This window comes from Microbacterium hydrocarbonoxydans, from assembly GCF_023715885.1.
In the GTDB taxonomy this organism is placed as follows: Bacteria; Actinomycetota; Actinomycetes; order Actinomycetales; family Microbacteriaceae; genus Microbacterium; species Microbacterium hydrocarbonoxydans_C.
This window is the reverse complement of record NZ_JAMBOY010000009.1, coordinates 1-23,457: the sequence shown is the minus strand read 5'-3', so window position 1 is coordinate 23,457 and position 23,457 is coordinate 1. Positions and strand designations below refer to the sequence as shown.

22 protein-coding genes are annotated in these 23,457 nt (G+C 70.2%); 9 read left to right on the top strand and 13 right to left on the bottom strand.

Annotated elements, in window-relative coordinates; translation table 11 throughout:
* The first annotated feature begins 130 nt into the window (after positions 1 to 130).
* The gene (locus tag M3195_RS16610) at positions 131 to 1,021 is read left to right on the top strand and encodes an AraC family transcriptional regulator (protein WP_251589193.1); all 891 of its coding nucleotides are present in this window, start codon (positions 131 to 133) and stop codon (positions 1,019 to 1,021) included.
* Positions 1,022 to 1,048: 27 nt separating this feature from the next.
* Here M3195_RS16610 and M3195_RS16605 read toward each other — a convergent pair whose 3' ends face one another.
* The 4 genes from M3195_RS16605 to M3195_RS16590 all read right to left on the bottom strand — a co-directional run bounded on the left by M3195_RS16605 (position 1,049) and on the right by M3195_RS16590 (position 8,334).
* Positions 1,049 to 1,978, bottom strand: a complete 930-nt coding sequence (locus M3195_RS16605; RefSeq protein WP_251589191.1) for an aldose 1-epimerase family protein — start codon at positions 1,976 to 1,978, stop codon at positions 1,049 to 1,051.
* Entirely contained in the window at positions 1,975 to 4,953 is a 2,979-nt protein-coding gene (locus M3195_RS16600) for a DUF5107 domain-containing protein (RefSeq protein ID WP_251589189.1), read from the bottom strand. The genes M3195_RS16605 and M3195_RS16600 overlap by 4 nt, the downstream gene beginning before the upstream one ends.
* Before the next feature lie 162 nt (positions 4,954 to 5,115).
* On the bottom strand, positions 5,116 to 5,616 hold the full coding sequence (locus tag M3195_RS16595; RefSeq protein WP_251589187.1) for an amino-acid N-acetyltransferase: 501 nt from the start codon (positions 5,614 to 5,616) through the stop codon (positions 5,116 to 5,118).
* 189 nt (positions 5,617 to 5,805) lie between these two features.
* Positions 5,806 to 8,334: an ATP-dependent Clp protease ATP-binding subunit gene (locus M3195_RS16590; protein WP_096714394.1), complete on the bottom strand. Its 2,529-nt coding sequence runs from the start codon at positions 8,332 to 8,334 to the stop codon at positions 5,806 to 5,808.
* Between the two features lie 227 nt (positions 8,335 to 8,561).
* Here M3195_RS16590 and M3195_RS16585 point away from each other — a divergent pair, with 227 nt between their 5' ends.
* The gene (locus tag M3195_RS16585; RefSeq protein WP_251589185.1) at positions 8,562 to 9,179 is read left to right on the top strand and encodes a hypothetical protein; all 618 of its coding nucleotides are present in this window, start codon (positions 8,562 to 8,564) and stop codon (positions 9,177 to 9,179) included.
* Positions 9,176 to 9,406 (top strand): helix-turn-helix domain-containing protein, encoded by a 231-nt coding sequence (locus tag M3195_RS16580; protein ID WP_251589183.1) that lies wholly within the window; start codon positions 9,176 to 9,178, stop codon positions 9,404 to 9,406. Before M3195_RS16585 ends, M3195_RS16580 begins: the two co-directional genes overlap by 4 nt.
* A 3-nt stretch (positions 9,407 to 9,409) precedes the next feature.
* Here M3195_RS16580 and M3195_RS16575 read toward each other — a convergent pair whose 3' ends face one another.
* Positions 9,410 to 9,775 (bottom strand): YbjQ family protein, encoded by a 366-nt coding sequence (locus M3195_RS16575; RefSeq protein WP_251589181.1) that lies wholly within the window; start codon positions 9,773 to 9,775, stop codon positions 9,410 to 9,412.
* Between the two features lie 107 nt (positions 9,776 to 9,882).
* On the opposite strand from M3195_RS16575, the gene M3195_RS16570 reads away from it, so the two are divergent.
* Entirely contained in the window at positions 9,883 to 10,221 is a 339-nt protein-coding gene (locus tag M3195_RS16570) for a hypothetical protein (protein ID WP_251589179.1), read from the top strand.
* 178 nt (positions 10,222 to 10,399) lie between these two features.
* Positions 10,400 to 11,818, top strand: coding sequence for a dicarboxylate/amino acid:cation symporter (locus M3195_RS16565; RefSeq protein ID WP_251589178.1), 1,419 nt, complete (start codon positions 10,400 to 10,402; stop codon positions 11,816 to 11,818).
* Between the two features lie 221 nt (positions 11,819 to 12,039).
* Here the strand turns inward: M3195_RS16565 and M3195_RS16560 are convergent, their stop codons facing one another.
* Positions 12,040 to 13,773, bottom strand: a complete 1,734-nt coding sequence (locus M3195_RS16560; protein WP_251589177.1) for a cation:proton antiporter — start codon at positions 13,771 to 13,773, stop codon at positions 12,040 to 12,042.
* Positions 13,774 to 13,804: 31 nt separating this feature from the next.
* On the bottom strand, positions 13,805 to 14,098 hold the full coding sequence (locus M3195_RS16555; protein WP_096714386.1) for a MerR family transcriptional regulator: 294 nt from the start codon (positions 14,096 to 14,098) through the stop codon (positions 13,805 to 13,807).
* 122 nt (positions 14,099 to 14,220) lie between these two features.
* Here M3195_RS16555 and M3195_RS16550 point away from each other — a divergent pair, with 122 nt between their 5' ends.
* The 3 genes from M3195_RS16550 (at position 14,221) to M3195_RS16540 (ending at position 16,168) form a co-directional block, all read left to right on the top strand.
* Complete coding sequence (locus M3195_RS16550; protein WP_251589176.1) at positions 14,221 to 14,643, top strand: Hsp20/alpha crystallin family protein; 423 nt, start codon at positions 14,221 to 14,223, stop codon at positions 14,641 to 14,643.
* Between the two features lie 198 nt (positions 14,644 to 14,841).
* Complete coding sequence (locus M3195_RS16545; RefSeq protein ID WP_251589175.1) at positions 14,842 to 15,879, top strand: LLM class flavin-dependent oxidoreductase; 1,038 nt, start codon at positions 14,842 to 14,844, stop codon at positions 15,877 to 15,879.
* Between the two features lie 82 nt (positions 15,880 to 15,961).
* Positions 15,962 to 16,168 (top strand): methyltransferase, encoded by a 207-nt coding sequence (locus tag M3195_RS16540; protein ID WP_096714383.1) that lies wholly within the window; start codon positions 15,962 to 15,964, stop codon positions 16,166 to 16,168.
* A 30-nt stretch (positions 16,169 to 16,198) separates the two neighbouring features.
* Here M3195_RS16540 and pheA read toward each other — a convergent pair whose 3' ends face one another.
* Positions 16,199 to 17,149 carry a prephenate dehydratase gene (gene pheA, locus M3195_RS16535; protein ID WP_251589174.1) on the bottom strand — a complete coding sequence of 317 codons (951 nt, stop codon included), beginning with the start codon at positions 17,147 to 17,149 and terminating at the stop codon, positions 16,199 to 16,201.
* 98 nt (positions 17,150 to 17,247) lie between these two features.
* Here pheA and pgm point away from each other — a divergent pair, with 98 nt between their 5' ends.
* Entirely contained in the window at positions 17,248 to 18,891 is a 1,644-nt protein-coding gene (gene pgm, locus M3195_RS16530) for a phosphoglucomutase (alpha-D-glucose-1,6-bisphosphate-dependent) (protein ID WP_251589173.1), read from the top strand.
* 29 nt (positions 18,892 to 18,920) lie between these two features.
* Here the strand turns inward: pgm and M3195_RS16525 are convergent, their stop codons facing one another.
* The 5 genes from M3195_RS16525 to M3195_RS16505 all read right to left on the bottom strand — a co-directional run bounded on the left by M3195_RS16525 (position 18,921) and on the right by M3195_RS16505 (position 23,301).
* Positions 18,921 to 20,237 carry an RNA polymerase sigma factor gene (locus M3195_RS16525; RefSeq protein ID WP_251589171.1) on the bottom strand — a complete coding sequence of 439 codons (1,317 nt, stop codon included), beginning with the start codon at positions 20,235 to 20,237 and terminating at the stop codon, positions 18,921 to 18,923.
* A 4-nt stretch (positions 20,238 to 20,241) separates the two neighbouring features.
* Positions 20,242 to 20,574 (bottom strand): YciI family protein, encoded by a 333-nt coding sequence (locus M3195_RS16520; protein WP_251589170.1) that lies wholly within the window; start codon positions 20,572 to 20,574, stop codon positions 20,242 to 20,244.
* Positions 20,575 to 20,646: 72 nt separating this feature from the next.
* Positions 20,647 to 20,985: a YciI family protein gene (locus M3195_RS16515; RefSeq protein ID WP_251589169.1), complete on the bottom strand. Its 339-nt coding sequence runs from the start codon at positions 20,983 to 20,985 to the stop codon at positions 20,647 to 20,649.
* A gap of 160 nt (positions 20,986 to 21,145) precedes the next feature.
* Positions 21,146 to 22,246 (bottom strand): glycerate kinase, encoded by a 1,101-nt coding sequence (locus M3195_RS16510; protein WP_251589168.1) that lies wholly within the window; start codon positions 22,244 to 22,246, stop codon positions 21,146 to 21,148.
* The gene (locus tag M3195_RS16505; RefSeq protein WP_251589167.1) at positions 22,243 to 23,301 is read right to left on the bottom strand and encodes a LacI family DNA-binding transcriptional regulator; all 1,059 of its coding nucleotides are present in this window, start codon (positions 23,299 to 23,301) and stop codon (positions 22,243 to 22,245) included. The genes M3195_RS16510 and M3195_RS16505 overlap by 4 nt, the downstream gene beginning before the upstream one ends.
* Positions 23,302 to 23,457 lie beyond the last annotated feature (156 nt).

The following is a 23,457-nucleotide window of genomic DNA, read 5'->3' as shown; positions in this document are numbered from 1 at the left end:
GGACGTTCCTCTGACTCCACCACACGGGTGTTCACATATATCCGCTCCCGGCGTGAACGCCTCGAAGCTTTAGCCTGGCAGTATCGACCGCTACGGCGGCCCGTGTCACCGCCGACCCTCAGGACAGCTCATGGACGAGACGCCGATCATCCCACCTCCGCATTACCGGATGGAGGGTTTCGAGCATCAGCGCCTGTGCGTGCTGCCCCGGCCGCTCGTCGACACCGCCCTCACCACTGCGGGCACGCGTCGACTGCTCGTCACCGACGCCGGATACTTTCCCCTGGCACGCGGACACCGGCGTGTGCGCGCTCGCGGCGCGGCCGAGACCGTCGTGCTGCTGTGCGTGGCCGGACGCGGCACCGTGACGATCGCCGGAGAGTCGCATGCGCTCACCCCGTCGACGTCGATCGCGATCTCGGCCGGAACCCCGCACTCGTACGAGGCCTCGGAGGAGGACCCGTGGAGCATCTGGTGGCTCCACGTACGCGGGACGGATGCCACAGAGCTCGCCGCGCAGACGCTCGGCCGGCAGAGTCCGATCACGCGCCTGAGGTCCCTCGACCGCGTCGTCGCCCTGTTCGACGAGCTCGTGACGGTGCTGGAGAGGCGGCTGTCGCCCCCGCAGCTGCTCGTCGCCTCGGGCATCGCCTGGAACCTGCTCACCCGCATCGCGGCCGACAGCATCCTCCCCGGTGAGGGTTCAGCCCTGGAACGCGCGATGCGGTACCTGGAATCTCGCGTCGACGGCGACATCCGCGTCGCGGATCTCGCGGCCCTGGTCGGCATGTCTCCGTCGCATCTGAGCGCGCTGTTCCGGCAGGCCACGGGGAGCGGGCCGGCCGCCTTCCACACGTCCCTGCGCATGACCCACGCCCGGAACCTGCTCGACACCACGTCGCTGTCGGTGCGCGAGATCGCCACCGCGGTCGGCTACACCGACCCGCTGTACTTCTCACGGCACTTCCGCCGGCTTCACGGGGTCAATCCGACGAGCTACCGCGCCCAGCACAAGGGCTGACCGCCCCAGACGAGCGGATGCCGCGCATCAGCGCCCGACGCTGCGGATCACCCACCCCGCACTCACGGACCCGCCGGGCGGCACGACGAGGAGGTCGCGACCCGAGCGGAAGGCATCGGGCGGACAGGTCATCGGCTCGACGGCGAGCCCGACCCGGCGGTCGACGCCGACGCCGTGATCGGCCGTGTAGACCTGCACCCAGGGGCACCGCTCGTCCCACTCGATCTCCGCACCGCGACCCTCGTCGTCGGTGAGGCGCGCCCTGGCACGGCCGTCGTGGCGCGTCAGCCCGGTGAACGCGTTGTTCACGACGGTGTCGCCGAGGCGTCGAGGGCGCCGAAAATCCAGGCCACCGGCATCCTCGACCGCGATGAGGCGATCGGGCAGCATCCGCTTCTCCGTCACGAGCAGGACGCGGTCGGCCTTCAGCTCGACGGTCAGATCGTCGATGACGCGCTCGCCCTCGGCCCCTGCGGTGAGATACGGATGCCCGCCGAGACCGAGCGGGGCCGGGCTCTCGCTCTCGTTCGTCGCGGTCACCTCCTGTGCGAGCCCGTCGATCCCGAGCCGGAAGTCCACGTCGATGCGCAGCCGCCACGGATACCCGGGCTGCGGGGCGACGACCGCCGAGAGCATGGCCCGGTCGGCATCCGCCTCGACCACCGCGAAGTCGCTCCACGCGACGAGACCGTGCGCCGCCGTGCCCGTCTCGGGCTCGTTCTGCACGAGCCGGTGCACCTCCCCCGCGAACGCGTACTCGCCGTCGCCGATGCGGTTCGGCCACGGCGCGAGCAGCGCTCCGCACATCGCGGGGCGCAGCTCGTCGGCGGCGAAGGGCACGATCAGGTCCACGCCGTCGTGTTGAAGCATCCGCACCGTGGCGCCGACGCTGGCGATCGACGCCCGATACCGACCCGCGGACAGGTCGACCTGGATGCCGGAACGCGGCGTGCTCACGCGTCGTCCTCCGCCTCCTGCGTGAACAGCAGCAGCTCGGGCAGGCTCGTGGCGAAGTAGTCCGTCACTCCGTCGTCGCGCCTTGCGACCGGCGGCACGTAAGCCGCCCTGGCCTCACCGAGCGTCGCGGGCGGGTCGGTGCGCGGCATCCCGAGCGCGTCGAGCGTGAGATCCCACGCGGCGATCGCCTGCCCTTCCCCGCCCTCCCAGGGCCGGAACGACCGGGTCGACAGGATGTCATGGGCGCGCGTGGCATCGCCCTCGACGACGAGCAGCCGCACGTACTCGATCGCGAAGTCGTCACGTGTGAGCACGAGCTCCTCGACCGGGCGCAGCGAGGCGAGCCGCTCCGCCGCCGGGTGGCCGAGTCGCGCAGCGAGCTGGTCCTGCTCGTAGCGGAGGCGCGCGTCGCGCGGAGCGAGCTCGACCGCCTGCGCGTACAGCGCCCACGCGCGGTCCGCGTCGTGCTCCACGTTGTAGGCGGCGAGCGCTGCGTTGCGCAGCAGCACGGCATCCCTGTGTCCGCAGTCGATCGCCTGGTTCCAGGCTGCGGCGGCGTCGCGTCGGCGGCCGTGCGCATAGAGCAGCATGCCGAGGAGCGAGAGGGCGACCGCGTCGGACGGGTCCGCGGCGACCGCACGCTCGAGGGCCTGCAGGGCGTCGAGGCCGAACGGGAAGGCCCAGCGCTGGTCCGCCGCGCGGGCCCTGGCGCGGTGTCGGGCGGCCTCCGCATGGTCTCCACGGTCGTCGAGGATCGCCGCCGCGACGTAGTCGGCCACCGGGCGGACGTTGCCGGATCGACGCACGGGCGCTGCGACGGCGGCGTCGAGCAGGGGCAGCGCGTCATCGCCGGCGCCCGAGACCGTCAGGTCCAGCGCGACGTCCAGCAGCAGCCCGGCGTCTTCGGCCGGGTCCCGACCGGCGAGCACGCGCAGAGTGGCATCGAGCGGGTCGACGGTCAGCGCCGCGCGGGCCATCGCGTCCGCCCCGGCGAGGTCTCCGTGCGCGCGCAGCGCCAGCGCCCGGAGCGCGATGCGGCGGGTGTCGTGCCCGGCTGTCGCGTCGAGCTGGTCGAGCACGCGCACGGCGGCGCGCACCCGCCCGGTGCGCAGCAGCGACCGCACGAGCTCGACGCCGGACGCCGCGGCCCAGGTGCCGTCCCAGCCCGCCTTGCCGAACATCTGCTGCGCCTCGTCCTCCCGACCGAGGCGGGCGAGCGCGAGACCGGCGAGATAGTACGCCTCCGTGTCCGTCGGGTTCGCGTTGCGGCGGGTCAGGCGAGCGATCGCGATGCGCGCGTGCTCCAGAGCCGCCTCGAACCGCCCTGCCCGGTACGCACGGTCGGCAAGGGCGAGGCGGGTGCGGGCGTCGCCCCGGTCGATCCGCAGCGCGGCCCGCCAGTACGGCAGCGGGGAACGCGTGGGGTGCCGGTTCTGCGCGAGATGGAGCCCCGTGAGATAGAGCTCCTCGACGCTGTCGAGGTCGTCGGGGCCGGGCGGCTCCTCGGCTACCCACGGCTCCTCATCGGGTGCGTCCGACGGCGTCCAGCGAACGAGCAGCGTGCCGACAGCGTCGCGGAGCTCGACCGACAGCTCCGGTGACGGCGCGACCTCCGACTCCAGTGTCTGCGGCTCACCCGGCACGAGATCAGCCGTGCGCTCGGCGACGACGCGCTCGCCGTCGAAGATGCGGAGTGCGGCGCCGGGGCGCGGGCTCGTCACGGCGAACCGTGCGGAGACCGTGCTCCCCCGCTCGACGTGCACGGCGGCATCGGGCGTCGCCTGGTGCGCGGCGCCGATGGCGGGGATCGGGTACCAGTACTGCGAGAAGACCTTGGTCTCGCCGGGCAGCAGCCAGGCGAAGTCGGGCTGGTTGTCGGTGTAGACGCCGGCCATGAGCTCGACGTACGGGCCGTCGGCATCCGTCAGCTGCGCGTCCCACGCGTGGCCGAACGGGGCGTCACCCCACGTCCACTGCTTCTTGCCCGGGGCATGACGGCGCTCCGCCCAGTGCACGAACCCGGCGCCCGCCGCGTGGTCGTAGCCGCCGAAGAAGTCCTGTTGCGAGTCGACGATCATGTACGACGTCGGCACGGGGATGTTCCGGTAGAAGTCGATGCGGTCGGCTCCCTCGTGCTCGGCGGCGAGAGCCGGGTAATCGACGCCGTAGTACGGACGATCGGCCCGCGGGAACGCCGTCAGCGCGCGTCGCGCATGGTCGGCGACGTAGCGCACGTCCTCCGGGAAGAACGACTGATACTCGTCGTGCACGCGCGCCGCCACGTTCGCCCACCAGAGGAACGACTGCCGCTCGCTCGTGCGGTTGTGCAGGCGGGCGACGAGCTCGACCACGGAGCTTCCCGGCCGCAGGCGGATGCCGTGCTGCGCCGACATGCGGGTGAACGGGTCGTGATCGTGGCACCACACCGTGACCGAGCCGTCCTCACCGTTCTCGATGCTCGTCTCGACGGGCAGGTAGGTTCCGGGCCGGTGGTGCTGCGGCCAGTTGAACTCCACGCCGCCGCTGATCCAGGGACCCGCGAGACCGACGAGCGCGGGCTTGATGACGTTGTTCCGGTAGAAGAAGTCGTAGCCGGTGGTCTTGTCGAAGCCGATGTGGATGCGGCCGCCGAGTTCGGGCAGCACGACGAGCCGCAGATACTCGTTCTCCAGGTGGATCGCCTGCCAGGTGCGCGTCACCGGCTCGTCGGCGATGTGCTCGGTGAACGGGATGGGATAGACCTTGCCGCTCGACCCCTGGTAGACCCGCTGGTCGAGGTAGAGCGGATGGATGCTGGGCTCCCCCGCATCGTAGGTTCGGATCTCGAGCGGCTCGCTCCACGCGACGGCGTCGCCGCGGTCGAGCGCCTCGCGCGCTGTGCCCCCCGCCTCGGGCACGACGATACTGTGACCGGCCGGCGCCTCGGTCCGGGGCAGGTCCATGGTCGATCCGACGTCGGGGCGGCGGTCGTTCATCTGAGGGTCCTCCGTGCAGCAGCGAGCCGTCGACTTCGCTCCATCGACGACAGGACGCGTGGTCCTGCCACGAAGCTAGCCGCGGCGAGCGTGCGTCCCCATGGTGCGAACGGGGGAGAATATGGACGATCCGATGGACCGCCGCCCCTCAGCGTGGCGCGATCAGAGCCGCTTCAGCATCCGCGTGTTGCCGAGGGTGTTCGGCTTCACGTGCGCGAGGTCGAGGAACTCCTCGACACCCGCGTCACCGCTGCGCAGCAGCTGCGAGTAGACGTCGGAGTCGACGACCTGTTCGCCGATCGGGGTATAGCCGCGACGGCCGAAGAACTCGACCTCGAAGGTGAGACAGAAGAGCCGGCTGAGTCCGAGCCCGCGCGCCTGCTCTTCGAGCCGGTCGACGATGGCCCGACCGACGCCGTGGTGCAGCCAGTCCTCGCGCACCATGAGCGTGCGCACCTCCCCCAGGTCCTCCCAGAACACGTGCAGGGCACCGCATCCGATCAGCTCGCCGTCGGCCTCGGCGACGACGAACTCCTGCACGGCGCCGTAGAGCACGGCGAGGTCCTTGCCGAGCAGGATGCGCTGCTCGACCATGGGCTGCAGGAGGTCGCGGATGCCGACGATGTCGGCGCTCCGCGCGGGCCGGACGATGTACTCGCTCACTCGTCCAGCCTAGAACGGCTCACCCGCCGCTCGCCGGGAAAACCCGGGCAGCCGGACTACCGAACGGCGCGCCTCGGGGCGACACGCCGTCGCGGGGCCGACTTCGTCTTGGTTCTCCGACCAAGGCCGCGAAGGTCGCGTACGACAGAAGGGGCGGATGCCGCAGCATCCGCCCCTCCTCTGGTGTAATCAGTCGTTGCCGGTGATCGCGAGATCCGGTGTGGCCGAGATCTCGCCTCCGCCGGTGTTCACGCCGACCGCGACCTTCTCGCCGCGCGGACCGTGCTCGAACAGGAACTCTCCGTCCTTCGCATCGACCTTCACGTGGTCGCCGGGGTTGAGCTCGCCGTGCAGGATCTTCTCCGACAGACGGTCCTCGACCTCGTGCTGCATCGCGCGACGCAGCGGCCGGGCGCCGAGCGCCGGGTCGAATCCGATCTCGATGAGGCGCTCCTTGGCGGCCAGCGAGAGCTCGATCGTCATGTCGCGGTCCAGCAGACGCTCGCCGAGGCGCTTGGTGAACAGATCGACGATCTGCACCAGCTCCTCCTTGTTCAGCTGCGGGAACACGATGATGTCGTCGACACGGTTCAGGAACTCGGGCTTGAAGTTGCGCTTCAGCTCCTCGTTGACCTTGCCCTTCATGCGCTCGTAGGTCGTGGCGTTGCTGCCCTCGATCTGGAAGCCGACCGGACCACCGGCGATGTCACGAGCACCGAGGTTGGTGGTCATGATGATGACGGTGTTCTTGAAGTCGATCACGCGACCCTGGCCGTCGGTCAGACGACCCTCTTCCAGGATCTGCAGGAGCGAGTTGAAGATGTCCGGGTGCGCCTTCTCGATCTCGTCGAAGAGAACGACGCTGAACGGCTTGCGGCGCACCTTCTCGGTGAGCTGACCACCCTCTTCGAATCCGACGAACCCGGGAGGGGCACCGAACAGACGCGAGACGGTGTGCTTCTCACCGAACTCGCTCATGTCGAGCGAGATGAGAGCGGCCTCGTCGTCGAACAGGAACTCCGCGAGCGCCTTGGCGAGCTCGGTCTTTCCGACACCCGTGGGGCCGGCGAAGATGAACGAGCCCGAGGGCCGCTTCGGGTCCTTGAGTCCGGCGCGCTGACGACGGATGGTCTTGGAGAGGGCCGCGATGGCCTCCTCCTGACCGATGACGCGCTGGTGCAGCGCCTTCTCCATGAAGACGAGCCTGGAGGACTCCTCCTCGGTCAGCTTGAACACGGGGATGCCGGTGGCCTGGGCGAGCACCTCGGCGATCAGGCCCTCGTCGACGACCGCCTGGGTCGCGACGTCACCCGAGCGCCACTGCTTCTCGAGGCGCAGGCGCTCGGCGAGGAGGCTCTTCTCCTCGTCGCGCAGCGACGCGGCCTTCTCGAAGTCCTGCTCCTCCGAGGCGATCTCCTTCTGCTCGCGGACCTTGGCGATCTTCTCGTCGAATTCCCGCAGCTCGGGCGGGCTCGACAGGATCGACAGGCGCAGGCGGGCGCCGGCCTCGTCGATCAGGTCGATGGCCTTGTCGGGCAGGAAGCGGTCAGACACGTAGCGGTCGGCGAGGTTCGCCGCCGCGACGATCGCACCGTCGGTGATCTGCACCTTGTGGTGCGCCTCGTAGCGGTCGCGCAGCCCCTTGAGGATGTTGATCGCGTGGGGCAGGCTCGGCTCGTTCACCTGAATGGGCTGGAAGCGGCGCTCGAGCGCAGCATCCTTCTCGAAGTGCTTGCGGTACTCGTCGAGCGTGGTCGCGCCGATGGTCTGCAGCTCGCCACGAGCGAGGAGCGGCTTGAGGATGCTGGCGGCATCGATCGCGCCCTCGGCGGCACCCGCACCCACGAGGGTGTGGATCTCGTCGATGAAGACGATGATGTCGCCGCGCGTGCGGATCTCCTTGGTGACCTTCTTCAGGCGCTCCTCGAAGTCGCCGCGGTAGCGGGAACCGGCGATGAGCGAGCCGAGGTCGAGCGAGTAGAGCTGCTTGTCCTTCAGCGTCTCGGGCACGTCGCCCTTGACGATCGCCTGGGCGAGGCCCTCGACGACAGCGGTCTTGCCGACGCCGGGCTCGCCGATCAGCACGGGGTTGTTCTTGGAGCGGCGGGAGAGGATCTGCATGACCCGCTCGATCTCCTTCTCGCGCCCGATGACCGGGTCGAGCTTGTTGTCGCGCGCCGCCTGCGTCAGGTTGCGACCGAACTGGTCGAGCACCTGCGATCCGCCCTGAGCGGCAGGGGTGTCGTTGGACTGGGCGCCGACGGATGCCGGCTCGCGGCCGGGCGCACCCGACAGCAGCTGGATGACCTGCTGGCGCACCTTGTTGAGGTCCGCGCCGAGCTTGACGAGCACCTGTGCGGCGACGCCCTCTCCCTCGCGGATGAGACCGAGCAGGATGTGCTCGGTGCCGATGTAGTTGTGGCCGAGCTGAAGCGCCTCACGGAGGCTGAGCTCGAGCACCTTCTTGGCGCGCGGCGTGAACGGGATGTGGCCGGTCGGCTGCTGCTGACCCTGGCCGATGATGTCCTGAACCTGCTCGCGGACGGCGTCAAGGGAGATGCCGAGACTCTCGAGCGCCTTGGCGGCGACGCCCTCGCCCTCGTGGATGAGACCGAGCAGGATGTGCTCGGTGCCGATGTAGTTGTGGTTGAGCATCTTCGCCTCTTCTTGGGCGAGGACGACCACACGACGGGCTCGGTCGGTGAATCTCTCGAACATGCTGTGACTCCTTATTCGCACTGGGGCGAAGCGAGGATCCCTCGACGGTCTCCGCGCCTGTACATCGAGAGTAACCACCGTGCGGAGGCAGTATGCCCGTGTTCGCCGTCGGCATAGCGCCGGGTCGCCGGATGACGGACGGATGTCGGAGCCGCTGTTGACGCGCATATCGAAAGTCGATATGTTAACGATTGTCGGTAACAACGATAGTCGATAAGGAGCGGACCATGTCCTCCACGAAGAACGACCGCGCGCTGAGCCGCGGCGACGTCGCAGCCCTCGTCGGGTTCTGCCTCGCCGGCGCCGTCATCGCCATCTACTTCACGGTGTCCTCGATCATCCGGATCATCGAGCTGGCCGGCGGTCAGCAGGTGCCCGTGGCCGTCGAGTTCCTCGGCGACAGCGTCGACCTGCCCCTGTCGACCGGCGGCACCATCGCGGTCGCACTCGAGAGCGGCACTATCACCGCGCCGCAGCTCCCCCTCATCGCCATCGTGCCAGGGATCATCGCGCAGGTGGTGCAGATCATCACCGTCGTGGTCGTCGTCTCCTGCCTGATCCTGCTCGCCCGGAGGACGATCGGCGGACGCATCTTCGGCCGAGGACGCACCGCGCTCGTCGCGACGGCGGGGATCACCGGTCTCCTCGGCTTCGCGGCGGTGCGATTCTTCGACAACATGCTCGCGAACGCCACGATCTCGCGGGTCACCGACAACGGGATCGACAACGCCGTCATCACCGTCGAGCCCTTCACGTTCATCCTCGGCGCCTTCGTCGTGGCACTCATCACCACGGTGTTCTCGATCGGCGACCGCCTGCAGAAGGACACGGAGGGCCTGGTGTGACTCCGGCCGAGAGCGGCGACGAGCTCACCGGCATCCACTGCCGTCTCGACGAGCTGCTGGCCGAACGCGGCATGACGCTCACCGAGTTGAGCACGCGGGTGGGCGTGAGCATCGTGAACCTGTCGGTGCTGAAGAACGACAGGGCCAGGGCGATCCGCTACTCGACGCTGCGCGCGATCTGCGACGCGCTGCAGTGCGAGGTGGGCGACCTGCTCGTGCTGGACTGAGCGTCAGACGACGGGCGGCTGCGGCGGCTGGGGAGGCTGGGGCGCGGGCGGCGCGAGGGGTTCGACGACGACGGCGGTGCCGTAGGCGCAGATCTCGGTGAAGTTCGCGATCGATCCGGCGTCGAACCGCATGGCCACGATCGCGTTGCCGCCGCGCTGCTGCGCCTCGGTCCACATGCGCCCCATCACCACCTGGCGGGCCTCGTACATGACCTGCGTGTACTCGGGGATCTCGCCGCCGCCGAGGGAGCGGAACCCCGCGGCGAACCCCTGCCCGAAGTCGGTCGAGCGCACCGTCAGGCCCATGACCTCGCCGAGCACCTGAGTGATGCGGTAGCCGGGGATGTCGTTCGTCGTCACCATGAACATGACGCCATCGTGACAGAGCGCGCGGTGCGGGGACAGATCATGGGGTGGGGATTTGTCCCCATGCAACCCCCTCTATGAATTCGCTGTGCGCCAATATTCTGGTGAGCATGAAGCTCAACGACCGGAACCTGCGCCCCGCCTCCCGCCTCCTCATGGCTCTGCCCATCGCGGCCCTCGCCTTTTCGCTCGCCGCCTGCGGCGGCCCCTCCCGCCCGTCGGTGGACGACGTCGCCGAGGGCATCGGCAAGGTCTTCGAAGAGCAGGGGCTCGGCGACCAGATCGACGACGACGCCTCGCAGTGCTTCGCCGAGTACCTCGTCGACTCCGACCTCAGCGATGAGACACTCAACTACCTCGCGAGCGGTGAGGACCGGCAGGCCAATCAGGACGATAAGGACCTGACTCAGAAGATCATCACGGATCACCTCGAGGAGTGCGTCGCCTGACACCGACCCGGACCGTCCCGAAGGATGACGGATGCTTCGGCATCCGTCATCCTTCGTCATATCGGCACGGGGAATGACGGCGCGCTCCTAGCGTTGAGCGATATGGCGCGCATTCGCGCGCATCGTTCTGTTCCCGCGCGCTCCCCCGGCGCGCATCGATCCTGGAGTTCCCCACCCCATGAGCACCACTGCGCGCACCAAGGCGCCCGACACTCGCGGGCCGGTCCGGAAGCTGCTGACCTCGTTCGGCTTCCAGATCCTCGCCGCCCTCGTCCTCGGCATCGCTGCGGGCCTCATCGCCCGGCAGCTCGGCGCGACCGCCGACAGCCCGAACGGCCTCTCCGCGACCCTCGACACGATCGGCAGTTCCTACGTGACGCTGCTGCGCGCCGCCGTCGTGCCGCTGATCTTCACGGCGATCGTCGCCAGCATCTCGAACCTGCGCCGCGTGCAGAACGCCGCCCGCCTCGCCGGCCAGACCCTGCTCTGGTTCGCCATCACCGCGTTCATCGCCGTGACGATCGGCATCGCGCTCGGGCTCGTCATCCAGCCCGGTTCACGCGCCGGCGAGGGCCTCGAGCCCAGCGACCCGTACACGGTCGGCACCTGGTGGAACTTCCTGCTCGGGCTGATCCCCCAGAACTTCCTCGGGATCGGCGTCAGCACGAACCCCGGAGCCACCGAAGGCACCTTCACCTCGAGCGTGAGCTTCAACATCCTGCAGGTCATCGTGGTCGCGGTCGCCGTGGGCATCGCCGCGCTCAAGGCGGGCAAGAAGGCCGAGCCGTTCCTCGCCTTCACCGAGTCGCTGCTCAAGGTCATCCAGCGCGTGCTGTGGTGGATCATCCGCATCGCCCCGCTCGGCACGTTCGGCCTCATCGGCGCCGCCGTCGTCAAGTACGGCTGGGAGAAGCTCGCGTCCCTCGGTTGGTTCGCGATCGCGGTGTACGTGGGCCTCGCGCTCGTGCTGTTCGTCGTCTACCCGGTGCTCGTGAAGACGCACGGCCTGTCGATCAAGCAGTACTTCTCGGGCGTGTGGCCCGCCGTGCAGCTCGGCTTCGTCAGCCGTTCGTCGATCGGCACGCTGCCCCTCACCGAGCGCGTGACCGAGCGTAACCTCGGTGTGCCCCGCTCCTACGCCTCGTTCGCGGTACCCTTCGGCGCGACGACGAAGATGGACGGCTGCGCCGCGATCTACCCGGCCATCGCCGCGATCTTCGTCGCGCAGTTCTTCGGCATCGAGCTGAACATCGTGCAGTACCTGCTGATCGTGCTCGTGTCGGTCGTCGGCTCCGCCGCCACCGCCGGCACCACCGGCGCGACCGTCATGCTCACGCTCACGCTGTCGACCCTGGGTCTGCCGCTCGAGGGTGTCGGACTGCTGCTCGCGATCGACCCGATCCTCGACATGGGTCGCACCGCGGTGAACGTCGCGGGCCAGGCGCTCGTCCCGGCGATCGTCGCCAAGCGCGAGGGCATCCTGAACGAGGAGCTCTACAACGCGCCGCGCGAGGGCCTGCCCTTCGCCGACGACAGCGACGACGAGCCCGAGGCGGACGCGACGGCATCTGCGACCGAGCCCGCCGGAGCGCGCTGACCCCGGAGGTCTCGACACACCTGCTGAACGCGGGCACACCACGCCGAGGCCCCTGCCCGGCTACGACGCCCCCTCTCATTCACGTCAATGAGAGGGGGCGTCGGCGATCAGCAGGGGCGTCGACGCAGGCGCGGTGCGCGGGGCGCGGGGCGGATGCTGCGGGGCGGGGACGCGAGTGCGGGGCGGGGACGCGAGTGCGGGGCGGCGGGTCAGGCGGCGGGTCAGGCGCGACCCTGCTGCCGCGTGGCGCCGCGGGTGTCGAGCGCCAGCTCCTCGGCATCCATCGCAGCGAGCAGCTCGCGCATGACCTCCTCGTCGAGGTTGCCGGCGTCGCGCTCCTCGAGCAGGATGTCGCGCCGCACCTGCAGCCACCCCCGTGACAGTGCGGCGAGGTCGTCGAACGAGGGGCGCGCGTGCGCGGCATCCTCCACCTCCTGCGCTTCGTCGGTGTCGCGCTCGACCCGCGTCATGCGCCGCGTGAACGCGTCGAACATCTCGAGGTCGACGTGGCCGTGCTTCGCCTCCCATTCGGCGCGCTTCTCGGCGAGGTACTTCTTGCCCGCCTCGCGGCTCTTCGCCTTGACCGCCTCGAGCGCCCTCTCGTCGTCCTGCTCGTCGGCGTCGCTGGCGATACCCAGGCCGCGGATCAGCACCGGCAGCGTCAGCCCCTGCAGCAGCAGCGTGCCGACCGTCACGATGAACGCCACCACGACGATCGCGTGCGACAGCTCGGTGCCGAGCGTCGCGAGATCGGCCGCGGCGAGCGCGGTCGCGAGCGTGACGACGCCGCGCATGCCCGCCCACGAGATGATCGCGTTGTCCTTCCAGGTCAGCTGCAGACCGGCCATCCGGTCGCGAACGATCTTCGACCGCATCTCCTCGGGGTCGTACTCTCGCCAGCGCTTCGACTCGCGCCGTCTTCCGTCGAAGGCGCCGGATTCGACCGCACGGTCCCAGCGGGCGAGGCGTCGACGGTCCTGGAAGTTGGCCCACGCGTTCGTCGGATACACGTACAGCGGACGCACGACGAGCACCACGAGCAGCACCGCTCCGGAAAGCAGCAGGATGCGGCCGACCTCCTCACCGCCCAGGTCGCTGAGCACGCGCGGGAACTGCAGCCCGATGTACGCGAACACGAAGCTCTCGAGCAGCAGGTCGGCCGACAGCCACAGCGGCTTCTCCTGCTGACGCGTCGTGTAGTCGGTGCGCGGCGAGTTGTAGCCGACGAAGAGGCCCATCGCCACGACGGCGAGCACTCCCGACCCGAGCAGGTGCTCGGCGATCGCATAGGCGCCGAACGGAGCGAGCAGGCCGAACGTGCCGATCACGACCGGGTCGGCGATGCGCATGCGCAACTGATGCAGCACGGCACCGAACACGAGCCCGACCGCGACGCCCACGCCGACGGCGAGGAGGAACTGCCAGATGCCGTCCCACACCGTGAGGGTGGCGCCCGCGAGGATCGCCGCGAACACCCGGTACAGCGTCAGCGAGGTCGCGTCATTGATGAGACTCTCCCCCGACAGCACGGTCATGATGCGGCGAGGGAGGCCGAGCTTGCGACCGATCGCCGCCGCTGACACCGCGTCGGGCGGCGCGACGATCGCGCCGAGCAGCAGCGCGCCGGGAAGGGTGAGGGAGGGCAGGATCCACCACGCGACGAAACCCACCGCCAACGCGGTCAGCAGCACGAGGGTGATCCCGAGGCGCCGGATCTGCGGCAGGCTGCGCTTGAACCCGACGAACGACACGTCGAGTGCGGCCGAGTACAGCAGCGGCGGCAGCACGAGGTTCAGCAGCAGGTGACCGTCGATCTCGACGTCTGGGACGAAGGGGAGGAAGGATGCCGCGAGCGCGACCACCGTCACCAGCAGCGGCGCCGGCCACCCCCGCCATCGCGCGATCGCCGCCACGACGACCGCACCGACGAGCACGTAGAAGATCTCGGCATCCATGCCCTCAAGATACTGCCGTCGGTCGCGCGGCTCACTCGCGTCCGGTCGCTCCCTCGGCCAGTTCCCCGCGGAGGTCGGCGTTCTCGTCCTGCAGGTCGAGCACGCGTCGGATGCCGGTGATGTTGATGCCCTCGTCGCGGAGGTCGGTGACGCGGCGAACGCGCGCGAGGTCGTCATCGCTGTAGCGCCGCGTGCCGCCGTCACTGCGCGCGGGCGCGATCAGCCCCTTTGCCTCGAACAGGCGCAGGCTCGCCTCGGGCACGCCGCTCAACTGTGCGGCGACGGCGATGCCGTACACCGGCATCCCTGGGTCTCGATCGCTCATTGACGTTCCTTCACTGGGACTTGCATTCTATCTCGTCATGTTCTATAAAAAATCTACAGCAACGGATGCAGATTACCTGCATCACCCATTCCGCCCTCTGGGCCGCACGAAAGGAGAACCTCATGGCACTGACCTTCGATCCCTTCAGCCAGCTCGATCGCTTCGCCGCGAGCGTGCTGGACTCCGTTCGCGCACCCCGGCTGATGCCGGTGGATCTCTACCGCGACGGCGACCGCTACATCCTGCACGCCGACCTGCCGGGCGCGGACCCGGGCTCGATCGACGTCGATCTCGACGGCGGGCAGCTGACGATCCGCGCACAGCGCACCGCTGACACCCGCGAGGGCGTGCGCTGGCTCGCACGCGAGCGCGGCGCCGGGTCGTTCCTCCGCCAGTTCACGCTCGGCGACGGAGTCGACCTCGACGGCATCAGCGCCTCCTACGAGAGCGGCGTCCTGTCGGTGATCATCCCGGTCAGCGAGCGGGCCAAGCCGCGCAAGATCACGGTCGAGTCGACGGAACAGCGTCAGGCGATCGACGCCTGATCCGGCGGGGCGGAGCCTCGCTCCGCCCCCCATCCCCCACCACAATCGCCGAGCCACCCCTTTCGCGCCGAGCCACCCCCGCGTGTGGCGTGCGCGTGGGGGTGGCTCGCGCACGAGGGGGTGGGTCGGCGGCGGGCACGAGGCTCCGGCATCCGCACGCGCGGGAATGCCCGCACGCGCCCCGACGTTGGGGTCGGGGTGACTGCTCTCTCCGTCCTCGACCTCGTCCCGGTGCGCACCGGGCAGACCAGCGCCGAGGCCATCGCCGCCTCGCTGTCCCTCGCCGAGGCGGCCGACCGGCTGGGTTATCGCCGGTACTGGTTCGCCGAGCACCACAACATGCCCGCGGTGGCATCCACCACTCCCCCGGTGCTCATCGCCGCCGCCGCGACGCGCACCTCGACGATCCGTCTGGGCTCGGGCGGTGTCATGCTGCCGAACCACGCGCCGCTCATCGTCGCGGAGCAGTTCGCCGCGCTCGAAGCGATCGCGCCCGGCCGCATCGACCTGGGCCTCGGCCGCGCACCCGGCAGCGACCCCGTCATCACGCAGCTGCTGCGCGGCTCGGGCACGACCAGCGATGTCGAGCAGTTCCCGCGTCATGTGCAGGACATCGGGGCCCTCGTGTCGGGCGACGGCGCGACCGTCCGGTTCACGTCCGGCGGCGAGTACACCGTGCGCGCCACGCCCGCCGCCACCGGAGCCCCCGAGGTGTGGCTGCTCGGTTCGAGCGACTACTCCGCTCAGCTCGCCGCCTCTCACGGACTGCCCTATGTGTTCGCGAACCACTTCTCCGGGCAGGGGCTCGAGCGAGCGCTCGACCTCTATCGCAGCGGCTACCGGCCCAGCGAGGAGCACCCCGAGCCCCGCACCTTCCTCACCGTGAACGCGGTCGCATCGCCGACGCGAGAGGAAGCCGAGGCTCGCGCCCTGCCGCAGCTGCGCATGATGGCGCGCCTGCGGTTGAACAAGCCACTGGTCGCGCTCGAGACGGTCGAGGAAGCACTCGCCGCCGAGACGGATGCCGCAACCGACCAGGTCGTCGAGGCTGCGCGCTCGCGCTGGTTCGTCGGCACGGGCGAGTCGGTGGCCGACGAGACCCGCGCGTTCGCCGCGACACACGGCGTCGACGAGGTCATGCTCTCGCCGGTCGCCGGCGCATACGAGTCCGAGCCGCGCGACAGCGCCGCGGGTCGCGCACAGACGCTCGAGCTCGTCGCCGCGGCGATGCGGTAGCGCACGGCATCCGCCGTTCCCCGGGGGCTGGTTTTCGTCGTCGCCGAGGCGTAGCGTCAGCGGCAACGGAAGGGGTTCGACGATGAGCACCAAGACCCTGGCACTGTGGGTGGCCTACGGCACCAACGGGGTGGTCGGCAGCATCCGCCACGACGACGAGGGATACACCGTCGTGATGGCGGGCTCGGATGCCGCGGCCGGCACCTACCCGAGCCTCGCCTCGGCGAAGGGGGCGCTGCACTCGAAGATGCGGCCGGGCAGCGCCTGGCCGATGTTCGTCGAGCACTGACCCCGGCCTGGGTGGCGGACCCAGCGCCGGCTACGCCTCGGGCTCGCCGGAGAGGATGCCGCGCAGCCAGTCTCGCGCCTCGACGAACACGTCGTCGGCGTAGCGGTCGGGGTACTGCACGATCTGGCGGTCGGCTCGCGGGTACGAGCCGAGGAACACGACGCGCGGGCTGAACCGGCGGATGCCGAGCAACGCGTCGGCCATGCGCTCGTGCGAGATGTGCCCGTCGGCGTCGATGACGAATCGGTAGCGTCCCAGCTCGTCGCCGATCGGCCGCGATTCGATGAGAGACAGATTGATGCCGCGGGTCGAGAACTGCTCCAGCATCTCGAGCAGCGAACCCGGGTGGTCGTGCGGCAACTCCACGATGAGCGAGGTCTTGTCGGCGCCGGTGGGCGCGGGAGCGGTGGTCGTCCGCGTGACGAGCACGAACCGGGTGACGGCCTGCGCGTTGTCGCCGATGCCATCAGCCAGCACATCGACGTCGAGGTGCTTCACGATGCCGGGGGCGGCGATCGCCGCCTGCGCGGGGAGCGATCCGTCGAGTACGCCGATCGCCGAGGCGACGTTGCTCGCCGCGGGTACGTGCGAGTGCGACGGCACGTTCGCGCCGAGCCAGCCATGGCACTGCGCGTAGGCGACCGGATGCGCGGCGATCACCTGCACGTCGGCGAGCGTCGTGCCGCGCGGCGCCACGAGCACGAAGTTCACCGGCACGAGGTACTCGCCGATGATGCGGAGTCCGGGCAGGGTCGCCAGGGCATCCTGCGTCGTGGAGACGCCACCCTCGATCGAGTTCTCGATCGCGATCATCGCCGCGTAGCTGCGCCTCTCGAGCACGTCGGCGAGCGCCTCGCCGACGTTGTGCACGGCACGCCAGTCCTGACCTCGCGCCTCGGCGACCTGGTCGAGCGCCGCCTCCGTGAACGTTCCGGCGGGACCCAGATAGCTGTAGGTGCGGCGTTCAGTCACGCGTTTCACCTTAGAGCAAGCGCGGGATCTCGAGACTCCCGGATAGCCCGCTGTCAAGGACCGGACATCGAGATGCGCGGATGCCGAGATGGGGGCAGACTGTCTGCATGACGAGCCGTGCCGGCCTCCCCGCGGAGGACACTGACCTGATCGACGTCGACGAGCTGATCGCGGCCTACTACGACCGGAGGCCGAATCCGGACGTCGCGGCCGAGCGGGTCGTCTTCGGCACGAGCGGACACCGCGGCTCCTCGCTCTCGAACAGCTTCAATGAGAATCACATCCTCGCCACCACGCAGGCGATCGTCGACTACCGCGCCGCGCAGGGCATCACCGGTCCCCTCTTCCTCGGCCGAGACACGCACGCGCTCTCGCTGCCGGCCGAGCGCAGCGCGATCGAGGTCCTCGTCGCGAACGGCGTCGACGTGCGGGTCGATGCGCGCGACTCCTGGGTGCCGACGCCCGCGCTGAGCCACGCGATCCTCACCTTCAACCGCGACCTCGCACCGGATGCCGCAGGTCGCGCCGACGGCATCGTCGTCACCCCCTCGCACAACCCGCCGCGCGACGGCGGCTTCAAGTACAACCCGCCGCACGGCGGCCCCGCCGACACGGACGCGACCGGATGGATCGCCGACCGCGCGAACGAGCTGATCGCGAGCGGCCTCGAGGGCGTCAAGCGCGAGCGCTTCGCCGACATCGACTGGGACGCCCTGCCGAGCTACGACTTCCGCGACGCCTATGTGCGCGACCTCGCGTCGATCATCGACGTCGACGCCATCCGCCGGGCTGGTGTGCGGATCGGCGCCGACCCTCTCGGCGGCGCATCGGTCGACTACTGGGCGCTCATCAAGGAAGTCCACGACCTCGACCTCACCGTCGTGAATCCGGAGGTCGACCCGACCTGGCGCTTCATGACTCTCGACTGGGACGAGAAGATCCGCATGGATCCGTCGTCGCCGTCGGCCATGGCCTCCCTCGTCGCCAAGAAGGGCGACTTCGACGTGCTCACGGGGAACGACGCGGATGCCGACCGTCACGGCATCGTCACCCCCGACGCCGGGCTCATGAACCCCAACCACTACCTCGCGGTCGCGATCGACTACCTGTTCTCGCACCGCGCCGAGTGGCCGCGCGACGCCGCGGTCGGCAAGACGCTCGTGTCGTCGATGATCATCGACCGCGTCGCGGAGTCCCTGGGCCGCCGTCTGCTCGAGGTGCCGGTGGGCTTCAAGTGGTTCGTCCCCGGCCTGCTCGACGGCACCGTCGCGTTCGGCGGCGAGGAGTCGGCCGGTGCGTCGTTCCTCCGCAAGGACGGCAGCGTCTGGTCGACCGATAAAGACGGCATCCTGCTGTGCCTGCTCGCGGCGGAGATCATCGCCGTCACCGGCAAGACCCCCTCGGAGCGGTACCGCGAGCTCGAGGAGGCGTTCGGCTCGTCGGCCTACCAGCGCGTCGACGCCCCGGCCACCCCCGAGCAGAAGGCGACGCTCGGCAAACTCGCGCCGGATGCCGTCGCCGCCACGACCCTCGCGGGCGAGGAGATCACCGCGAAGCTTTCGCACGCGCCAGGCAACGGCGCCGCGATCGGCGGACTCAAGGTGCAGACCGAGCACGCCTGGTTCGCAGCCCGTCCGTCGGGCACGGAGGACGTCTACAAGCTGTACGCGGAGAGCCTGCGCGGCCCCGCACACCTCGCCGAGGTGCAGGAGGAGGCGCGGGCCGTCGTCTCCGCCGCGCTGGAGGGCTGAGTCCGGGGAGTTTCGTCCGCTCCGCTCGCTCAACGAGGGGATGAGGGGCTTCCCCCGACCTCGACGATGCGCCGCCGCAGGAACCGCCGCTCCGCTTCGGTCGGTGCGAGCTCGACCGCACGCTGGTACTGCCCGAGCGCCTCGGCATCCCGTCCGGCACGACGCTGCAGGTCTGCGATCGTCGCGTGCAGCAGGTGATACCCGTCGAGCGCACCGCCGTCGATGGCGTCCACGACGGCGAGGCCGGCGTCCGGGCCCTCCGCGAAGCTCACGGCGATCGCGCGATTCAGTTCGACGACCGGCGACGGCGCTACCCGAGCGAGTCTTCCGTAGAGCTCGGCGATGCGCGCGAAGTCCGTCGCGTCGGCCGACGGGGAGGTGGCGTGCAGCATCGCGATCTCCGCCTGCAGCCGATAGGGCCCGGCGACGCCGTCGAACCGGAGGCGGGCCGACTCCGCTGCGGCGAGCGCGTGGACGCCGTGACCGATCATGCGTGCATCCCAGCGGGTGCGGTCTTGGTCGGCGAGGAGGACGAGGTCGCCGTCGGCATCGAGTCGTGCGGCTGCACGTGAGTGCTGGAACAGCATGAGCGCGAGCAGCCCGCGCACTTCAGGGAGCTGCGGCGCGTCGATCATGAGCGCGTCGAGCAGTCGCGTGAGACGGATGGCCTCGTCGGCGAGCGGAACCCGCACGAGTTCACGACTACCCGAATACCCCTCTGTGAACAGCGCGTAGAGGACCGCGAGCACCGCATCCGTGCGTGCCGGCAGCTGCTCGGCGCTCGGCACCCGATATGGGATAGCCGCGTCGCGGATCTTCGCCCGCGCGCGAACGAGCCGCTTCTGCATCGTGGACGTCGAGACCAGGAACGCGCGAGCCACCTCATCGACCTCGAGACCGACGACTGTGCGCAGCGTGAGCGCCACTCGGGCCTCCATCGAGAGGGCCGGGTGGCAGCAGGTGAAGATCAGCCTCAGCCGGTCGTCGTCGAGAACCGCAGCCGACTGATCCGGCACGGCTCCGACGGCCGCAGAGCGTGCGTGTTCGACGTCGATCAGCGCCTCCACCGCCGCCCTCTGCATGGTGGAGCGCTCGGTGTTCGCCCGCCGGAGCACGTCTATCGCCGCGTTCCGCGCAGCAGTGGTGAGCCACGCTCCCGGGTTGCGGGGGATGCCGGTGCGGGGCCAGGCTGTGAGCGCCCGCGCCACGGCATCCTGCACCGCATCCTCCGCGAGCTCCCAGTCTCCGGTGCGCGCGATGAGCGTGGCGACGATGCGCAGACGCTCGGCGGCGACCGTCTCGGCGAGCACCCTGCCGGCGTCGACGGCCGCCCCCTCGTCGATCATGCGCTCACTCCATCGGCCACACGGGCCGCACCTCGACGCGCCCGAACCGCGCCATCGGGTGCCGGGACGCGATCTCGATGGCCTCATCGAGGTCGGCGACGTCGATCAGGTCGAACCCCGCGATCCACTCCTTCGTCTCGGTGAACGGGCCGTCGGTGAGAATCGTTCGGCCGTCGCGGACCGTGACGGTTGTCGCATCAGAGGGCGGCCGCAGCCGATTCCCGACGCGGTTCGCGTTGCGACGTTCGAGGTCGGCGGCCCAGTCCTCGATGTCGTCCTCTTCGGGAACGTACGGCGGGGCGGCCGGATCGTTGACGATGAAAAGCAGGTACTCCATGATTCTCTCCTTCGTGGGATGGATTCTCGTGAAGACGACGTGTCGGCGGCGCTGGGGAGGACACCGCCCGCATCAGTGCTTGAGTCGACGCACCTCGACCGGAGAGAAGCGCGTCTCGGCAAGACCCGCCGCGATCTCCACGGCGCGGTCCCGGCTCGCGACATCGACGATGTAATACCCGCCGATGACTTCGACGCCCTCGGTGAACGGCCCGCGGGTCGTCACCTTCTCGCCGCGGCGCACACCGATGACCGTGGCGTCGTCAGGATCGAGCTCGTTGCCGTCGACCAACTCGCCGGACTTCCGCAGTTCCTCGAAGAGGCGGCGGTGCACGTCGTCGAACACCGACCGATCCTCCTCCCACTGTCGGCGCGCGTCGTCGTCGGTGAAGATCGTGATCATGTAGCGCATGGCATCCCTTTCGGTTGATTCCTGACTACACGACGGCGGTCGTCATGCCCAGAGGACAACCGCGGTCGCCACCGCGTTTGGTCTCGCTCCGCTCGCTCAACGACCCGGGAGGGTCCGCTCGCTCAACGACGAGACGAAACGCGGCGATCGACGACGCCGCTCAGCGCGAGCGGGCGAGCGCCGCGCCGGCCTCGCGCAGCCAGCGCGCGGGGTCGGCGAGCGCGGCAGCGGATGACCCGGCGAGCTCGGTGAGCGAGGCGGACGCCGTGAACAGCGATGTGTCGGAGTCGTCGGAGATGCGTCCGGCCGCGAGCATCGGCGTGGCGCCCGCCGTTGCGGCGAGGCCGGCGATGAACGACGGCACCTTGCCGTCGCCGGACTGCCCGTCGTACGACCCCTCCCCCGTGACGACCACGTCTGCGCCGCGGATCGCCGATTCGAGTCCGACCAGCTCGGCGACCTCGGCGGCTCCCGGCGCGAGAACGGCGCCCCAGGAAACGAGCGCGGCGCCGGTTCCGCCGGCTGCTCCACTGCCCGGCAGCGACGGGTCGAGGCCGAGCAGGTCCGCGAGGCGCGCGAGCGCGGCATCCACCGATTCGATGCCTGCGGGATCCAACCCCTTCTGCGGGCCGAACACCACCGCCGCACCACGGGGGCCGACGAGCGGGTTGGTCACATCCGTGAGCACGCGCACCTCGGGGGCCGCACGCAGTGCGCCGAGGTCGACCGACGCGAGGTCGAGGAGCCCGCGCGCACCCCGCACCATCGAAGCCCCCGCGGCGTCGAGGAACCGCGCACCGAGTGCGCTCAGCATCCCGATCCCGCCGTCCGTGGAGGCGCTCGAACCGATGCCGACGACGACGCGCGAGACGCCGTGGTCGAGCGCCGCGGCGATCGCCTGGCCGAACCCGCTCGTGTCGGCATCCCACGGACGCAGCTCGTCGAGCAGCTCGATGCCGGAGGTCGACGCGAGATCGACGACGGCGGTGCCGCGCGGCGCGCCGTCCTCGGGCGGGAGCAGCAGCCACGCGGTGTCGACCGGCGCCCCTGCGGGGCCGTCGACCGTGACGGGCATGCGCCGAGCGCCCGGGATCGCCGCGGCGAAGGCGGCCACCGTCCCCTCGCCGCCATCGGCCATGGGCCGGTGCACGAACTCGGCATCCGGCTCGACGGTCGCCCATCCGTCGGCGAGCGCGGCGGCCGCATCCGCCGCGGTGATCGTGCCCTTGAAGCTGTCGGGCGCCAGCACCACGCGGGTCATGCGGCCACCCCCGGCGTGCTCGATCGCTCGACGACCTCGAGGGGCAGGGGCGTCTGGCGCCAGTCCTCGTCGACCGTCGCGCGGAACGCCTGGTAGCCCACCTCGCTCAGCGGCACCCGCACCGTGGTGAGCGCGGGCGACACGTCCGTCGCCGACGGCACGTCGTCGAAGCCGCACACCGCGATGTCCGCCCCCACGTGGCGCCCCGCCGCGCGGATCGCCGACATCGCCCCGATCGCGATGACGTCGCTCATGCCGAAGACGAGGGTGCCGGGCTCGACGCCGTCGGCGAGCGCGGCTGCCATCGCCTCGGCTCCGGATTCGCGGCGGAAGTCGCCGCGGAGCACACGGTCGACCGTGCCACCCATCCCCTCGAAGCCGCTCGTGAACCCGGCGACGCGCTCGTCCGACGTGAGCACGCCGGGTGCTGCGCCGACGACGATCGCCGAGCGGTAGCCGAGCTCGCCCATGCGGCGACCCAGGTCCTCCGCTCCGGAGCGGTTGTCGATCTCGACGAGGCGGTTGTCACCGACGCGAGCCCCGAACGTCACGACCCGGCTGCCGAATCGGCCGAACCCGTCGAGTTCGGCCTCGGTCGCCGAGAAGTCCTCCCCGGTCGATCGCGAGGCCGCGATGATGAGACCCTGGGGCCTCTGGCCGCGCAGCGCGCGGACGATCCGCGCCTCCCGCGCCGGGTCGCGCTCGGTCACCGAGATCGTGACGACGAGGCCGTGCTCGTCGGCTCCGCGGGCGACGCCGGCGGCGATGAGGCCGAAGTACGGGTCGGCGATGTCGGCCACGAGCAGCGCGATGACCGGCGACGTCCCTCGGGCGGTCGCCTGCGCCGAGAGGTTCGCGGTGTAACCGAGGGCGGTGGCCGCCTGCTCGACGCGCTCGCGGAACGACTCGGCGACCTTCCGCTCCGAGCCGTTGAGCACGCGGGACGCCGTGGCGAGCGAGACCCCGGCCTCCCGCGCCACGTCGTGCAAAGTCGGCGCGGCGCCTCGCGACGTGCGCGGCTGGCGCACGCGGGAAGGGCTTTCCGGCAGGGTCATGCCCCGAGCCTAGTGGTCGGGGTGGCCGCGGCGTTCGGCCCATCCGGCTGGTGTTTCCGCGCATGACGGGCCGGATGCCGGCATCCGATCAGCCATCCGGGATCCGGCCAGCCATTCGCCCCCGGCCCGCCCGCACCCGGCCCGCCCGCCCCCGCC

Coding starts and splice junctions, on each gene's coding strand:
- M3195_RS16525 (WP_251589171.1), bottom strand. CDS start 20,237: ATGATCGACGAGGGGGCGGCCGTCGACGCCGGCAGGGTGCTCGCCGAG.
- M3195_RS16555 (WP_096714386.1), bottom strand. CDS start 14,098: ATGAGCGATCGAGACCCAGGGATGCCGGTGTACGGCATCGCCGTCGCC.
- M3195_RS16585 (WP_251589185.1), top strand. CDS start 8,562: ATGTCCTCCACGAAGAACGACCGCGCGCTGAGCCGCGGCGACGTCGCA.
- M3195_RS16560 (WP_251589177.1), bottom strand. CDS start 13,773: ATGGATGCCGAGATCTTCTACGTGCTCGTCGGTGCGGTCGTCGTGGCG.
- M3195_RS16575 (WP_251589181.1), bottom strand. CDS start 9,775: ATGTTCATGGTGACGACGAACGACATCCCCGGCTACCGCATCACTCAG.
- M3195_RS16570 (WP_251589179.1), top strand. CDS start 9,883: ATGAAGCTCAACGACCGGAACCTGCGCCCCGCCTCCCGCCTCCTCATG.
- M3195_RS16515 (WP_251589169.1), bottom strand. CDS start 20,985: ATGCGCTACATGATCACGATCTTCACCGACGACGACGCGCGCCGACAG.
- M3195_RS16590 (WP_096714394.1), bottom strand. CDS start 8,334: ATGTTCGAGAGATTCACCGACCGAGCCCGTCGTGTGGTCGTCCTCGCC.
- pgm (WP_251589173.1), top strand. CDS start 17,248: ATGACGAGCCGTGCCGGCCTCCCCGCGGAGGACACTGACCTGATCGAC.
- M3195_RS16565 (WP_251589178.1), top strand. CDS start 10,400: ATGAGCACCACTGCGCGCACCAAGGCGCCCGACACTCGCGGGCCGGTC.
- M3195_RS16520 (WP_251589170.1), bottom strand. CDS start 20,574: ATGGAGTACCTGCTTTTCATCGTCAACGATCCGGCCGCCCCGCCGTAC.
- M3195_RS16550 (WP_251589176.1), top strand. CDS start 14,221: ATGGCACTGACCTTCGATCCCTTCAGCCAGCTCGATCGCTTCGCCGCG.
- M3195_RS16510 (WP_251589168.1), bottom strand. CDS start 22,246: ATGACCCGCGTGGTGCTGGCGCCCGACAGCTTCAAGGGCACGATCACC.
- M3195_RS16600 (WP_251589189.1), bottom strand. CDS start 4,953: ATGAACGACCGCCGCCCCGACGTCGGATCGACCATGGACCTGCCCCGG.
- M3195_RS16610 (WP_251589193.1), top strand. CDS start 131: ATGGACGAGACGCCGATCATCCCACCTCCGCATTACCGGATGGAGGGT.
- M3195_RS16540 (WP_096714383.1), top strand. CDS start 15,962: ATGAGCACCAAGACCCTGGCACTGTGGGTGGCCTACGGCACCAACGGG.
- M3195_RS16505 (WP_251589167.1), bottom strand. CDS start 23,301: ATGACCCTGCCGGAAAGCCCTTCCCGCGTGCGCCAGCCGCGCACGTCG.